Source organism: Arthrobacter sp. Soil763, from assembly GCF_001428365.1.
Lineage (GTDB): Bacteria > Actinomycetota > Actinomycetes > Actinomycetales > Micrococcaceae > Arthrobacter.
On sequence record NZ_LMSH01000004.1, the window covers coordinates 203607 to 218393 of the forward strand.

Below are 14787 nucleotides of genomic sequence, written 5' to 3' on the forward strand. Positions count from 1 at the left end.
GAGAAATGTTACGCTCGCGGATTTGGGCGGCGCCGGCAGATTTCCCGCCAGCTCGCCGGAAGACTGCCCGGGTGTGAAGTTATTCCAGCCTCCGGTGTGGCGATTGTCTCTCCCGCAGCACCCGGGCGCCGAGATGACAGTTCGCGGCAATGTTTCCGCAAAACATTGCCGCGAACTGCTATCTCGTTTTGCTGCCGGGGGCCTAGAGTGTGCGCCATGGCTATCGCACGCTTCCCGGCCGTCGTCCTCGACTGCCCGGACCCCAGGACCCTGGCGCAGTTTTACGCCGCCCTGCTCGACTGGAAAATCGACCAGGACGACGACGGCTGGAGCTCCATCCGGGCGGAATACGGGGATTCGATCAATTTCCAGAAGGTCGAGTCCTTCGTTCCGCCGCAGTGGCCCGGCCAGGAGGTGCCGCAGCAGATGCACCTCGACCTCGTCGTCGATGACCTCGACGCGGCCGAGGCGGCGGTGCTCGAGCTCGGGGCGACCAAGCACGAGCACCAGCCGGGAACGACCTTCCGGGTCTTTCTGGACCCGGCCGGCCACCCCTTCTGCCTCTGCCTTAGCTAGCCCAGGAGCGCCCGCTTCAGGGTGTCCAGCCCGACGGAGCCCATGTTGAGCGCCTTGGTGTGGAAGGCCTTGAGGTCGAAGCCCGGCCGGGCCTCGAGCTCGGCGCGGATCTGCTCCCAGAGCCGCTGGCCCACCTTGTACGAGGGAGCCTGTCCCGGCCAGCCCAGGTAGCGGGTGAATTCGAACTTCAGCTGGCCCTCGCTGATCGCGAGGTTCTGCTTCAGGAACTCGTACCCCGCCTCCGGAGTCCAGGTGCCCGACCCCCAACGCTCGGGCACCTCCAACTCCAGGTGCACGCCGATATCGAACACGACGCGCGCGGCCCGCATGCGCTGCATGTCCAGCATGCCCATGTGGTCGCCCGGATCCTTCAGGTAGCCAAGCTCCTGCATGAGCTTCTCGGCGTAGAGGGCCCAACCCTCGCCGTGGCCCGAGGTCCAGCACACGTTCCGGCGCCACTTGTTCAGCAGCTCGCGGCGGTAGGTGGCGGTTGCGACCTGCAGGTGGTGGCCCGGCACACCCTCGTGGTAGACCGTCGTGGTCTCGGCCCAGGTGGTGAAGGTGTCCTCGCCCGGCGGGACGGACCACCACATGCGGCCAGGGCGGCTGAAGTCATCCGACGGGCCGGTGTAGTAGATGCCGCCCTCCTGGGTCGGGGCGATCTTGCACTCCAGGGTCTTCATAGCCTCGGGGATGTCGAAGTGCACCCCCGCGAGGTCGGCCACGGCCTTATCGGAGAGCTCCTGCATCCAGGACCGGAGGGCGTCGGTGCCCTTGAGCTGGCGGGACGGATCGTTGTTCAGGATCTCCTTGGCCTCTTCGACTGTGGCGCCGGGGCGGACCTCGTTGGCGACGCGCTCCTGTTCGGCGATCAGCCGGTCCAGCTCCTGCACGCCCCAGGCGTAGGTTTCCTCCAGGTCCACCGTGGCGCCGAGGAAGGACCGGGAAGCCAGGGCATAGCGTTCGCGGCCCACGGCGTCCTTGTCGGGTGCGGCCGGCAGCAGCTCGGCTTCCAGGAAGCCGGCCAGCCGGGCGTAGGCGGTGCGGGCGGCGGCGGCGCCGGCGTCGAGCTTGGACTGAACCTCCTCGGGCAGGGCGCCCTCGGCGGTCTTGGCCCCGGAGGCCAGCGTGGCGAAGAAGCCGTCCTCGGCGGCGTGCTTGGTGGTCTGCTCGATCACGATCCGCACCTGGCGGGCGGCGGAGACCCGGCCCGCGTCCTTGGCCGTGCGCAGGGACTCGATGTAGCCGTCCAGGGCCGCCGGCACATTGTGCGCGCGGCCGGCGATGTGGTCCCACTGGGCGGCGGTGTCGGTCGGCATCAGGTCGAAGATCGCCCGGATCTCCTGCGCGGGGGAGGCGATGTTGTTCAGCTCGGCCAGGTCCCAGCCGGACTCGTGGATCTCCAGCTGCAGCCCGAGGCGTTCGCGCATCGCGTCCAGGGTGACGGCGTCGACGTCGTCGGCTGGCTCCAGCCCTTCCAGCGCGGCGAGGGCCTCGCGGGCCGCGGCGGCGAACGCCTCGTGGCCGGCGGGGGAGAAGTCCTGGTACTCGGTCTCATGCCCCGGGAGGCCGAGTTCGGTGGCAAAGCTCGGGTTGAGCCGGATGAGCGTGTCCGTGAAGGCATCGGCGACGGCGTCGATGGCGGTGTGCGGGCGCGCCGCGGGCGGGCTGTCGGGCGTGGGGTTCTGGGAGGTTTCGGTAGTCACCCGAACGAGACTAGCCGGGCCGGCCCAGTTATGAAAGGGTTACTGAACTTTTTCTAGCCGCGGCTGCGCTTCCACGAACCCGGACCGGGCCGGGGCGCGAGCTGCAGCTGCTGCCGCCGGATCCAGTGCCGCACGCCGGGCTTGGCCGGGGCGGCGTCCGGGCTGCTGCCCAGGGACAGGACGACGGCGGTCACCGCGGCCAGTTCCTCCGCCGTCGGAGCTCCCTTGACCACCGAGAGCAGGGGCTGCTCCGCCGGTGCCGGTTCCGAGCCGGTCACAGCGGGATGTTCCCGTGCTTCTTGGCGGGCAGGCTGGCCCGCTTGTCCCGCAGCGCCCGCAGGCCCTTGATGATCTGCAGACGGGTCTCGGACGGGGCGATCACCGCGTCGACGTAGCCCAGCTCCGCGGCCTGGTACGGGTTGAGGAGCTCTTCCTCGTACTGCCGGATGACCTCGGCGCGCTTGGCCTCGACGTCGCCGCCGGCCTCGGCCACTGCTGCCAGCTCGCGCCGGTACAGGATGTTCACGGCCCCCTGGGCGCCCATGACGCCGATCTGCGCGGTGGGCCAGGCCAGGTTGAGGTCCGCGCCGAGCTTCTTGGAACCCATCACGATGTAGGCTCCGCCGTAGGCTTTGCGGGTGATCACGGTCAGCTTCGGCACCGTCGCCTCGGCGTAGGCGTAGAGCAGCTTGGCGCCGCGGCGGATGATGCCCTGGAACTCCTGGTCCTTGCCCGGCAGGAAGCCCGGCACGTCCACCAGCGTGATGATCGGGATGTTGAAGGCGTCGCAGTGCCGGACGAAGCGGGCTGCCTTTTCCGAGGCGGCGATGTCCAGGGTGCCGGCGAACTGCATCGGCTGGTTGGCCACGATGCCCACGGTGTGGCCCTCGACGCGGCCGTAGCCGATGATGACGTTCGGCGCGTAGAGCGACTGCATTTCCAGGAAGTGCGCGTCGTCGACGATCTGCTCGATCACCTTGCGCATGTTGTACGGCTGGTTGGCCGAGTCCGGAATCAGCGTGTCCAGGGCGAGGTCGTCGTCGTCGAGCTCCGGCTGCTGGCTGTGCTCCAGCACCGGGGCTTCGGCGAGGTTGTTCGAGGGCAGGAAGTCCAGCAATTCGCGGACGAATTCGACGGCGTCGGCCTCGTCGGAGGCCAGGTAGGTGGAGGTGCCGGTGTTGGCGTTGTGCTGGCGCGCCCCGCCAAGGGTCTCCATGTCCACGTCTTCGCCGGTGACGGTCTTGATCACGTCGGGGCCGGTGATGAACATGTGCGACGTTTTGTCCACCATGACCACGTAGTCGGTCAGGGCGGGGGAGTACGCGGCGCCGCCGGCGGAGGGGCCCATGATGAGCGAGATCTGCGGGACGACGCCGGAGGCATGGACGTTGTTGCGGAAGATGTCCGCGAACATGGCCAGCGAGGCGACGCCTTCCTGGATGCGGGCGCCGCCGCCGTCGAGGATACCGACCACCGGGCAGCCGTTGCGCAGCGCGAACTCCTGGACCTTGACGATCTTCTCGCCGTTGACCTGGCTCAGCGAACCGCCGTAAACCGAGAAATCCTGGCTGTAGACGGCGACGGGCCGGCCGTCGACGGTGCCGTAGCCGGAAACCAGGCCGTCGCCCAGCGGCTTCTTCTTCTCCATGCCGAAGGCGGTGGAGCGGTGCACGGCCAGGGCATCGAACTCCACGAAGGAGCCGGCGTCGAGCAGCAGGTCGATGCGCTCGCGGGCGGTGTTCTTGCCGCGGGCGTGCTGCTTCTCGATCGCTTCGGGGCCGGAGGGCTGCTCGGCACGGGCCTGGCGCTCGCGGAAATCGGCAATTTTTCCCGCGGTCGTGGTCAGATCGTGGCTCATCAAGTGTCTCCGGCTCTGTCGTTCGCTGTTCGTGTCGCGGGCCCGTGCGGTGGCGCTTAAGTGGATTCCACACAAAAACAAGGCCGTGATGGCAAGTCTAATGAGGGTATTCGTCCGTGCCGCTGTAGAAACCCTACAATTTTCGGCCCGATCCCCGGCGGGTGCCCGTACCTTCCGGCCCGGTTACCCGCGCTGCGACCCAACCCTGCCCCCGGAAATCCGCGACGCCGGGCGGCCGGGAGGCGGCCCGGGCCGGAGTAACCGGGCGGGAGCGCACGGAGGGGGCGGAACGAGGGGATGTTACTGGCCGGTAACATCGGCTAAAGTGGGCCTATGACTTCAAGCAACGACGCTCCGGACACCGCCGGCCCCGCGCAGCACCAGAGCCCCTACCGGGCCACGGGCTCCCTGGCCGGCCGCACCATCCTGATGTCCGGCGGCAGCCGCGGCATCGGCCTCGCGATCGCCCTCCGCGCTGCCCGGGACGGGGCCAACATCGCCCTGCTGGCCAAGACCGGCCAGCCCCACGCCAAGCTCGAAGGCACCGTCTACACCGCCGCTGAGCAGATTGAAGCGGCCGGCGGCCAGGCCCTGCCGCTGGTCGGCGACGTGCGCAACGACGACGACGTCGCCGGCGCGGTGGCCGCTGCCACCGAACGCTTCGGCGGCATCGACATCGTCCTCAACAACGCCTCCGCGATCGACCTGTCCAAGACCGATGCCGTGGACATGAAGCGCTACGACCTCATGCAGGACATCAACGTCCGCGGCACCTTCCTGCTGAGCAAACTCGCCCTGCCGGCGCTGCGCGAGTCCGGCGCCGGGCAGATCCTCACGCTCTCGCCGCCGCTGAATCTGGACCCCAAGTGGGCGGGCATGCACCTGGCCTACACGATGGCCAAGTACGGCATGAGCCTGACCACCCTGGGCCTGGCCGAGGAACTGAAGGTGGACGGGATCAGCGTGAACTCGCTCTGGCCCTGCACCCTGATCGACACCGCCGCGATCCGCAACATGCCCGGCGGCGAACAGATCGTGCGCGGCGCCCGCGGACCGCAGATCATGGCCGACGCGGCCCACGCGGTGCTGACCGCTGGCAACGCGATTCCCGCATCGGGCAGCTGGAGCGGAAACTTCTACACCGACGAGCAGGTGCTGGCCGCGGCCGGGGTCACGGACTTCTCCCCGTACAGCCTCGGCGCGCCGGAGGACCGGCTGGTTCCTGACATTTTCCTCTGAGTTCCCTGCGGCTTCCCGCCGTCCGCGGCCGGCCGTACCGCCGAGATTCCCCACTTTTGCCGGTTCGACGCCGGAACCACTCGGCGTTTCGGCCCGGCGCGCCGGCGTCGGGGTTCAAACGTGGGGGAGTTCCGCGGCGCAGGGTCCGGCGCCGCGGTGGCAGTTCCTCGGTAGGATTCAAGGCATGGAAGCCGCGCAGGAGACCCCGGACCGCCCGCCCCTGAACCAGGACGCGCTCGGCGACGCCGCGTTCCTCGCCGGGACCGGAATCCCGCAGCTGACCGTCGTGGAAACCACCGGCTCGACCAACGCTGACCTGCTGCGCGGCGTCACCGTCGACCCGCGCGCTTGGCCGGACCTGTCCGTGCTCACCGCGGAGTATCAGAGCGCGGCGCGCGGCCGCCTGGAACGGCACTGGGACGCCCCCGCCCGCAGCTCGGTGTCGGTCTCGATCGTGCTCCGTCCGGTCAACGCCGACGGGCGTCCCCTGCCGACCCAGAGCTACTCCTGGCTCTCCCTGCTGGCCGCGCTGGCGCTCCGGGAGACGCTGCAGGACACCGCCGGGCTCCCCGCCGAACTGAAATGGCCCAACGACGTCCTGGTCCGCGGCCGGAAAATCGCCGGCATCCTGGCCCAGCTCGGCCCGATCGGCGACGGCGCCGCGCCTCCCGTGGTGCTGGGCACCGGCCTGAACGTCACCTTCACCGAGGCGGAGCTCCCGGTTCCCACCGCGACCTCCGTGCTGCTCGAACACCCGGCGACGTCGGACCGGACCGAGCTGCTCAAGGGCTACCTGACCCGCTTCGCGGCCCTCTACCGCAGCTTCTGCGACGCCGACGGCGACCCGGCCGCCGGCCTGGCGGGCGGCCCGTCGCTGCACAAGCGGGTCGAACACGTCCTGACCACCCTCGGCAAACAGGTCCGCGCGCAGCTGCCCGGCGACCACGAGATCATCGGCCACGCTACCCGGCTGGACGAGTACGGCTCCCTGCTGGTGGTGGACGCGGCCGGGCACGAACACGTGGTGACCGCCGGCGACGTCGTGCACCTGCGCCCGTGGACCCCGCCCGGCGCGACCAGCGGCGAAAGCGGCTATGCGTAAAGAGCTCTTCCCGGGCGAGCAAGTGATCGTCGTGACCCGCCCGCAGCCCCGGACACTGATTGCTCCGGCCCTGGTTTTCATCCTGATTTCCGCCGCGACCGCCTTCGCCTGCGCCTGGATCCTGCGGGGCGGACCGGCCCGGCTGGTTCCTGCCGCCACACCGGAGTGGACGCCGTGGCTGCTGGGCGCGTGCCTGGCGCTGGCCGGCTGGGTGCTGCTGGCCTACTGCCTGCCGCGCGTGCTGGCCTGGCATGCCAGCCGGTACACCCTGACCAGCCAGCGCCTGATCGCCCGCCACGGCCTGTGGCGGCGGCGGGACCAGCAGGTTCCCCTGGGAGCGGTCCGTAATGTGGTCGTCGAACAGACCCTGCTCCAACGGTCCTTGCGCTCGGGGACTATATCCTTGGAAACCGGGCACCCGGGCGGTGCGGTGATTCCGGACGTTCCGGAGGTCATGACGTTCCGGGATTTCATCCTCGACGCGATCGAGGAACTTCCGCAGGACGACGTGCCGGGCGGCGACGCGCTGCACGGCCCGGCCGGCTGGCCCGATGACAGGAGAGAAGGTGGAAGAGATGAGCGCTGAGAACATGCACCCCGACGCCGGACTCCTCGCCGCCGAACCTTCTGACGTCCCCGACGCGGTGGTCGATCCTGCCGCCTTGGAAGCCGCCGTCCTGGAGTCGATGCCAGATGACGACGGCGGCAGCGCGGATTCGTTCGACGCCCCCGATCCCGCTGACGCCCCCGGTACCCCCGACGACCCTGCCGGCTCCGGCGCGGAGGCCGCCGACGAGGAACCGGACACAGCTTCCGACACCGCCGCCCCCGCCGCCGCCCCCACCGGCACGCTCTCCGCCGACCGGCTGGCCGCCAAAGCCCTCGAACAGCGCCTGCTCGGCGGCGAACGCAAGCTGCGCCGCCGCGAAGTCGCCGCCGGGGCGGGGCTGTCGCTGCTCTCCGCCCGCAAGCTCTGGCGCGCCCTGGGCTTTCCCAACCTCGGCGACGAGGACGTGGCCTTTACCGAACGCGACCAGACCGCGCTGAACACCATCGTGGACCTCGTCCGCGCCGGCAAGCTCACCGAGGAAGCCGCCATCTCCGTTACCCGCGCCATCGGCCAGATGACGGACCGCATGGTGGTCTGGCAGATCGAGGCCCTGGTCGAGGACATGGTCCACAAGCAGGGGGTCACCGACGCCGTGGCCCGCAAGCGGCTGGTCAGTGAACTTCCCTCCCTTGTGGACGCCCTGGAGGAAATGCTGGTCTACTCCTGGCGCCGCCAGCTCAACGCCGGGGTGCAGCGTCTCGCCGTCCGCGCCGAGGCCGGACTGGCCTCCAGCGAGGAAGGCCGCGAAGGCGACGAGGACGACGCCCCGCTCCCGCTGGCCCGCGCCGTCGGCTTCGCGGACCTGGTCTCCTACACCAGCCTGTCGCGCCGGATGAACGAAAAGACCCTCGCCCAGCTGGTGCAGCGCTTCGAGAACAAGTGCGCGGAGATCATCTCCGTCGGCGGCGGACGGCTCGTCAAAACCGTCGGCGACGAAGTGCTCTACATCGCCGAAACCCCCGCGGCCGGCGCCGAAATCTCACTGGCCCTCTCGCAGGCCTTCAACGAAGACGAAATCCTGCCGCAGGCCCGCGTCGCCATGGTCTGGGGCCGGATCCTGTCCCGGCTCGGAGACATCTACGGGCCGACCGTGAACCTGGCCGCCCGGCTCACCGCCCTGGCCGACCCGGGCACGGTGCTGGTGGACTCCATGACCGCCGCGGCCCTCGAGCACGACGAACGCTTCGTGCTGCTGCCCCGGGACGCGGAGAACGTCCGCGGCTTCGGCGAAATCCACCCGGTGGAGCTGCAGCGCGGCAGCGGCAAAGGCCTGGTCCTGGACTGACGGCACCCGCTACACCAGCTGCCCGGCGGGGTCCGCAGACCGGACCCCGGGGGTTTCTCAATTCGATAGCCAATATGCCATAGTCGTGGGTAGCAGCCCACGCAGCGGCACTCCACCGCGCCCAGGGCGTGACACCGGGGGACAGCAGAACCATGAACAGCATCCTCAATACCGTGCGGGCAAAAATACGCCCCGGGTTCCGTGCTGCCCGGCCGCAGGGCCGCCTCCGCCTTCCCCGCACCCTCTTGTCTGTTGCTGCTTTTGTGGTGGCGGGTGTGGTGTTGGTGGTGGCTGCGGTGTTGTATCCGGGGTTYAAGACCGCTGAGGTGGAGTTGAACGACGGCGGTGTGTGGGTGGTGTCGAAGTCGAAGAACGCGGTGGGGCGGTTGAATTATCCGTCGCGGGTTCTTGATGGTGCGGTGNAAGACCGCTGAGGTGGAGTTGAACGACGGCGGTGTGTGGGTGGTGTCGAAGTCGAAGAACGCGGTGGGGCGGTTGAATTATCCGTCGCGGGTTCTTGATGGTGCGGTGACGCCGGCGTCGACGTCGTTTGATGTSCTGCAGGATGCCGGGACCGTGTTTGTTGATGATGCTGCGGGTTCGACGTTGAACCAGGTGTCGGCGGCGCAGATGCGGTTGGGCGGGGATAAGAAGCTGCCGGGCTCGGCGGAGGTGAGTTTCGGGTCGAAGGTCATTGCGGTGACAGATCCGGGGCGTGGCCGGGTGTGGGCGTTGTCGCCGTCGACGGTGAACGGTTTCGATGAGGAGAACCTGGACCCGGTTGTGACGGGCGGCCAGGGGATGGTGTCGGTGGTCGGCTCCGATGACCGGATCTACAGTGCTGATCCGGAATCGGGACTGGTGACGGTGACCAGTGTGGATGCCGACGGCCGGGCGACGGAGTCGCAGGCCAGCACGTGGGAGTCCCTGAAGGGTGCCGGGAGCATCCAGTTGACTGTGGTGGGGGACCGGCCGGTGGTCCTTGATGCGGGCCGGGGGAAGTTGTTGTTGCCGGGCGGGCGTGAGGTCGCGCTGGCGGATGCGGCGGAGGCTCGGCTGCAACAGCCCGGTCCGGATGCGGACGCGGTGGCCGTGGCGACGTCGAAGGCGTTGGTCGAGCAGCCGCTGGACGGGTCGACGGCCAAGACTGTCACCTTCGGCGGGCAGGGGGTGCCGGCGGGCGCGAACAAGTACGTCCGGGACTGCTCCAACGATGCGGATGATAAGAATGTGGCGGTGCCGAAGGCGTCGGCGTCGCCGTCGTATGTGTTCCGGGTGAACCGGGAYCTGGTGGTGCTCAATGATGTGAATTCGGGCAATGTGTGGCTGGTGAACCAGAACATGCAGCTGGTGAACAACTGGGACGACGTCATCCCGCCCAAAAACCAGTCCGATGACCAGGACCAGGAATCCGCGGACAACAACACCATCAACGTCCTGCCGGACCGCACCAAGCCGAACCGGCCGCCGGAAACCCGGCCCGACGCCGTCGGCGTCCGCCCGGGCCGCACCACGGTGCTCTCGGTGCTGGACAACGACTCCGACCCCGACGGCGACGTGCTCACCGCCTCGGTCGCCGGCAACGGCCCCGACTCGGGGCGGCTGCAGAACATCTACGGCGGCACGGCGTTCCAGATCAGCGTCCCGGCCGACGCGAAGCCCGGCACCGAAACCTTCGGCTACAACGCCGCGGACGGCCGCGGCCTCTCCGCCGCCGGCAGCATCACCCTCAACGTCGTGGGTCCGGATGAGAACAAGCCGCCGCTGTTCAAACGCGGCGAACCCACCACCATGCTGGTCGAGCAGGGCAAGGCGGTCAGCCAGAACATCCTCACTGACTGGACCGACCCCGACGGCGACGACCTGGTGCTGCTCGACGCCAAGGCGGACAACGACCAGGACCAGGTCAAGGTCCGGCGCGACGGGCTGCTCAGCTACCAGGACGCCGGCGCCGCCCCCGGCAAGAAGACCGTCACCGTCACGGTCTGGGACGGCCGCGCCACCACCACCGGCCGCGTGATCGTCAACGTCCAGCCCCCTGGCGCCCTGCAGCCGGTGGTCAACGCGGACCACGTCACCGCCGTCGTAGGCCAGGACCTGGTCATCGCCCCGCTGAAGAACGACGTCGACCCCAACGGCGGTGCGCTGCGCCTCGCCCAGGTCGAGGCGGCCGGAACTGCCCAGCTCGGCCCGGTGACCGACGGCGGAACCTTCACCTTCCGCACGGACACCCCCGGGCCGGTCTACCTGACCTACATCGCCAGCAACGGCCCGCAAAGCACCCAGGGGCTGATTCGCGTCGACGTCGAATCCGGCAAGGACACCGGCGACCCCGTGGCCGTGCACGACGTCGCCCTGCTGCCGGCCGGCGGCAGCGTCCTGGTGGACCCGCTGGCCAACGACTCGGACCCCGCCGGGGGAGTGCTGGTGCTGCAGTCCGTGCAGCTGCCGGAGAACGCCACCGCCTCGGTCAGCGTGATCGACCACGCCGTGCTGCGGGTCACCGACATCAGCGGCAGCAAGGACCCCTTCATCTTCCGCTACACCATGTCCAACGGCACCAAGTCCGCCACCGGCAGCGTCTCCGTGGTCCCCGTCCCGGCCCCCGCCGTGGTCGAGGCCCCGCAGCCCAAACCGGACGAGGTGAACGTGCGCGCCGGCGACGTCGTCACCATCCCCGTCCTGGCCAACGACACGCACCCGCAGGGCGCGAAGCTGACCGTGGACCCGGTGCTGCCGCAGCCCGTCCCCGCCGCCGACGGCAAGAGCTTCGTCTCCGAAAACACGCTGCGCTTCATCGCCGGCGCCGTGCCCAAGACCGTCCGGGCCATCTACAACGCCGTGGACCCGCAGGGCCAGAAGAGCGCCGCCGCCGTCACCATCCACATCCTGCCGCTGGACGGGGCCGAAAACTCACGCCCGCAACCGAAGAACCTCACCGCCCGCGTGGTCGCCGGCGGCACCGTCCGGATCCCGGTGGAACTCGACGGGATCGACCCCGACGGCGACTCGGTCCAGCTCACCGGCATCGACAGCACCCCCTCGATGGGCACCGCCACCTCCGGCAGCACCTTCATCGACTTCACCGCCGCCGGTGACGGCGCCGGAACGGACACGTTCCGCTACAAGGTCGTGGACCGTCAGGGCGCCGTAAACACCGGCACCGTCACCGTCGGCATCGCCCCACGCGGGGAAACCAACCAGAAGCCGACGCCGGTGGACGACGCCGTCGCCGTCCGCCCCGGCCGGCAGATCGCCGTCGATGCCGCCGGCAACGACACCGACCCGGACGGGGACCCGATCCGGATCCTGACCAACGGCATCGAGGCCGCCGCCGAACTGCAGGCCACGGTCAGCAAGCAAAGCGGCCGGATCATCCTGCTCGCCCCGAACCAGGAAGGCACCGTCAACGTCCGGTACAAGGTCGCCGACGACCGGGGCGCCACCGCGCAGGCCGCCGTTGCCGTCAAGGTGCAGAAGAACGTGCCGCTGCAGGCCCCGATCGCCCGGGACGACCGGGTCACGTCCGCGCAGACGCTCGGCAGGACCGCCGTCGACGTGCCGGTCCTGAAGAACGACGAAGACCCGGACGGGGTCGGTGAAAACCTCCAGGTAGGCACCGAGGCGAAAACCGCCCGGCCCGGCCCCGACGGTAACCTGATCGTGGAACTGACCGAGCAGCCGCAGCTGATCCCGTACACCGTCGAGGACGTTGACGGGCAGAAGTCCACCGCCATCGTCTGGGTCCCCGGGCTGGGGCAGCAGGTCCCCACCCTGGCCAAGGACGAGGTCGTGGAAGTCGTCGCGGGCCAGTCCGTCACCGTGGACCTGAAGGAATGGGTCAAGGTGCGCGAGGGCCGCTCGCCGCGGATCACCCAGACGGACCGGATCAAGCTGATCGGCGCCGACGGCTCTGACCCCGTCGCGGGCGGCGGCACCGCACTGAAGTACACGGCCGGGAAAGACTACGCCGGCCCCGGCTCGCTGAGCTTCGAAGTCACCGACGGCACCGGCCCGGATGATCCGGCCGGCCTGAAATCCACGCTCAGCATCCGCACCAAGGTCCTCCCCGACCCGAACCGGAACAACCCGCCGGAGTTGCTGGGCAGCCAGCTGGAGGTGCCCGAGAGCGACACCGTCGTCACCGACCTGGCACCGCTCACCACCGACCTGGACGACGGCGACGTGGACAACATGAAGTACGAACTGGCCGGAGACGCACCGGCCGGATTCAACGCCTCCATCGACGGCAAGACCCTCAAGGTCTCCGCCAAGGACGGCACCGACGCCGGGGCCACCGGCGCAGTCCAGGTCACCGCCAAGGACCGCCGCGGACTGGAAGCGGCGGCGACCTACCAGCTGACGGCAACAGCCTCCAACCGGCCCAAGCCGGTGGCCAACGACGACCTCGAACCCAACGCCGCCGCCGGCAAGCCCGTCACCGTTCCGGTGCTGGCCAACGACGCCAACCCGTTCCCGGAGACGCCGCTGAAGATCGTGGCGGCTACCACCGAGACCGGGTCCGGGAACGTCGGCGTCGACGGCGGCAATGTCGTGGTCACCCCGGCTGAGGGTTTCTCCGGGACCATGGTGGTGTCCTACACGGTCGCCGACAAGACCGGCGACCCGTCCCGGCAGGCCACCGCCCGGATCCGGCTGACAGTCAAGGACAAGCCGCAGGCCCCCACAACGCCGCTGGCGTCCAGCGTCGGTGACGGCACCGCCCTGCTGAACTGGACCGCGCCGGCGGACCGCGGCTCCCCAATCACCAAGTACACCGTCTATGGCGATAACGGCTTCCGGCAGGACTGCCCGGCCAACTCCTGCACCCTGACCGGGCTGACAAACAACACCAAGTACCACTTCCAGGTCACGGCCACCAACGCCATCGACGAATCCGAGCGGTCCCCGGCGTCGGCCGAGGTGCGCCCGGACGTCAAGCCGGATACCCCCGCCGCGCCGTCGCTGAAGTTCGGCGATAAGCAGCTCTCTGTCGCCTGGACCGCCCCCGCCTCCAAGGGGTCCCCGGTCAAGTCGTACGACCTGGAGATCTCGCCTGCGCCCCCGGGCCAGAACGCCCAGCTCCAGAACCTGACGTCCACCAGCTACGTCTGGAAGGGCCTGGAGAACGGCGTGGCCTACAAGGTCCGCGTCCTGGCCCGCAACGACGCCAAGGAACCCTCCGAGTGGAGCGCCTACTCGGCGGCGGAAACCCCGGCGGGCAAGCCGGCCACCCCCGCGGCGCCCAGTGCCACGGCGGCCCCGTCCGTCGGCACCCAGAGCCAGCTCAGGGTTGACTGGTCGGCACCCGACAACAACGGCGACGCCATCTCCTCCTACACGCTCACCACCCTGCGCGGCGGCGCGGTCGTGGCCACCCAGAAGGTCACCGGGACCTCGCAGAATGTGACGGTCGACAACTCCGAGTCCGACTACACCTTCACCGTCTCCGCGACCAACAAGGCCGGGACCTCCGGGACCAGCGCCCAGTCGGCAGCTGTGCGTGCGGTGGGCAAACCCGCCATGGTCAGCGCACCGACGGCGTCCCTCGTGGACACCGCGGGCGACGGCGGAAAAATCAACGTGCGCTTCACGCCGCTCACCGCGGCGCAGCGCAACGGCTCGAGCGCGTCGGAAATCACTTACCGGTACAAACTGACCTCCGGCAGCGGCAGCGGCACCATCCCGGCCGGCGGCGGGGTCGTGGCGGCCCCCAACGGAACCTCCACCGCCGTCGTCGTCTGGGCCGTCTCGTCGCGCAGCTCCAGCGCAGGTGACGCCAGCAGGCCCTCGAATACGGTCAACCCCTACGGCCTCGCCTTCGCGCCCACCGTCAAGGGCAGCGGCAGCGCCGGCCCCGGGGACAAGACCGTGTCCTGGACCTGGAACGAGCCCAACGGCAACGGACGGGCCGTGACCGGCTACCAGTACAGCCTCGACGGCGGAGGCTGGCAGTCCACGCAGCAGCGCTCCTTCTCCAAGAGCGTGGGGTACAGCGAAACCCACACGCTGCGGGTCCGCGCCATCGCTGCCGGCCAGCCCGGCCGGGTCGGCAGCGACACCTCCCGTAGCGGCGCGGAGCCGAAGCCGCCGCAGCCCACGTCGTGGGACATCCGGGCCACCCCGGTGCGGACCTGCACGGAGCCCAACAGCGGCACCAGCAGCTACCGCAACAGCAACCCGGACCAGTGCATCAGCCCGGGTAAGTGGTTCGACACCGGCATCACGGCCCAGGCGGACTACTACGTCCGCTGGGGCTCCTCTGGCCGGCTCTGGTACCACCTGACCAGCGGGCCCGCCGCCGGCAACTTCGCCCGCGGCGACACCACCAGCCTCGGCGCCACCCCGCCCGCGGGGATGCCGCAGCGGTGACCACCGGACCCTCACCTAAACTAAACGCCGGACACCGCA

Annotated in this window: 9 protein-coding genes and 1 pseudogene; 7 read left to right on the forward strand and 3 right to left on the reverse strand. The window is 69.5% G+C overall.

Annotation, left to right across the window (positions count from 1 at the left end; genetic code table 11):
• The first annotated feature begins 216 nt into the window (after positions 1-216).
• Entirely contained in the window at positions 217-576 is a 360-nt protein-coding gene (locus ASG71_RS13990) for a VOC family protein (protein ID WP_056740334.1), read from the forward strand.
• Here the strand turns inward: ASG71_RS13990 and ASG71_RS13995 are convergent.
• Genes ASG71_RS13995 through ASG71_RS14005 form a run of 3 tightly spaced genes read right to left on the reverse strand, consistent with a single transcriptional unit; the run spans position 573 to position 4140 of the window.
• Positions 573-2282, reverse strand: a complete 1710-nt coding sequence (locus ASG71_RS13995; RefSeq protein ID WP_056740343.1) for a DUF885 domain-containing protein — start codon at positions 2280-2282, stop codon at positions 573-575. The genes ASG71_RS13990 and ASG71_RS13995 overlap by 4 nt on opposite strands.
• A gap of 53 nt (positions 2283-2335) precedes the next feature.
• Positions 2336-2560: an acyl-CoA carboxylase subunit epsilon gene (locus ASG71_RS14000; protein WP_056740345.1), complete on the reverse strand. Its 225-nt coding sequence runs from the start codon at positions 2558-2560 to the stop codon at positions 2336-2338.
• On the reverse strand, positions 2557-4140 hold the full coding sequence (locus ASG71_RS14005; protein ID WP_056740347.1) for an acyl-CoA carboxylase subunit beta: 1584 nt from the start codon (positions 4138-4140) through the stop codon (positions 2557-2559). Before ASG71_RS14005 ends, ASG71_RS14000 begins: the two co-directional genes overlap by 4 nt.
• A 333-nt stretch (positions 4141-4473) precedes the next feature.
• Here ASG71_RS14005 and ASG71_RS14010 point away from each other — a divergent pair, with 333 nt between their 5' ends.
• The 6 genes and pseudogenes from ASG71_RS14010 to ASG71_RS14030 all read left to right on the forward strand — a co-directional run.
• Complete coding sequence (locus ASG71_RS14010) at positions 4474-5379, forward strand: SDR family oxidoreductase (RefSeq protein WP_056740349.1); 906 nt, start codon at positions 4474-4476, stop codon at positions 5377-5379.
• Positions 5380-5563: 184 nt separating this feature from the next.
• Positions 5564-6481: a biotin--[acetyl-CoA-carboxylase] ligase gene (locus ASG71_RS14015; protein WP_056740351.1), complete on the forward strand. Its 918-nt coding sequence runs from the start codon at positions 5564-5566 to the stop codon at positions 6479-6481.
• Entirely contained in the window at positions 6474-7067 is a 594-nt protein-coding gene (locus ASG71_RS14020) for a PH domain-containing protein (RefSeq protein ID WP_056740353.1), read from the forward strand. Before ASG71_RS14015 ends, ASG71_RS14020 begins: the two co-directional genes overlap by 8 nt.
• A 100-nt stretch (positions 7068-7167) precedes the next feature.
• Complete coding sequence (locus ASG71_RS14025; RefSeq protein WP_056740779.1) at positions 7168-8376, forward strand: adenylate/guanylate cyclase domain-containing protein; 1209 nt, start codon at positions 7168-7170, stop codon at positions 8374-8376.
• Between the two features lie 152 nt (positions 8377-8528).
• Positions 8529-8798: hypothetical protein (locus ASG71_RS16725; protein ID WP_235564107.1), on the forward strand; the 270-nt coding region annotated here is incomplete at its 3' end.
• Position 8799: 1 nt separating this feature from the next.
• A pseudogene (locus tag ASG71_RS14030) lies at positions 8800-14748 on the forward strand (Ig-like domain-containing protein); the annotation flags it as partial.
• Positions 14749-14787 lie beyond the last annotated feature (39 nt).

What these genes read in the sequence shown, in the direction of transcription:
- ASG71_RS13990 (WP_056740334.1), top strand. Translation starts at nt 217, where the DNA reads ATGGCTATCGCACGCTTCCCGGCCGTCGTCCTCGACTGCCCGGACCCC.
- ASG71_RS14005 (WP_056740347.1), bottom strand. Translation starts at nt 4,140, where the DNA reads ATGAGCCACGATCTGACCACGACCGCGGGAAAAATTGCCGATTTCCGC.
- ASG71_RS14010 (WP_056740349.1), top strand. Translation starts at nt 4,474, where the DNA reads ATGACTTCAAGCAACGACGCTCCGGACACCGCCGGCCCCGCGCAGCAC.
- ASG71_RS14015 (WP_056740351.1), top strand. Translation starts at nt 5,564, where the DNA reads ATGGAAGCCGCGCAGGAGACCCCGGACCGCCCGCCCCTGAACCAGGAC.
- ASG71_RS14020 (WP_056740353.1), top strand. Translation starts at nt 6,474, where the DNA reads ATGCGTAAAGAGCTCTTCCCGGGCGAGCAAGTGATCGTCGTGACCCGC.
- ASG71_RS14025 (WP_056740779.1), top strand. Translation starts at nt 7,168, where the DNA reads ATGCCAGATGACGACGGCGGCAGCGCGGATTCGTTCGACGCCCCCGAT.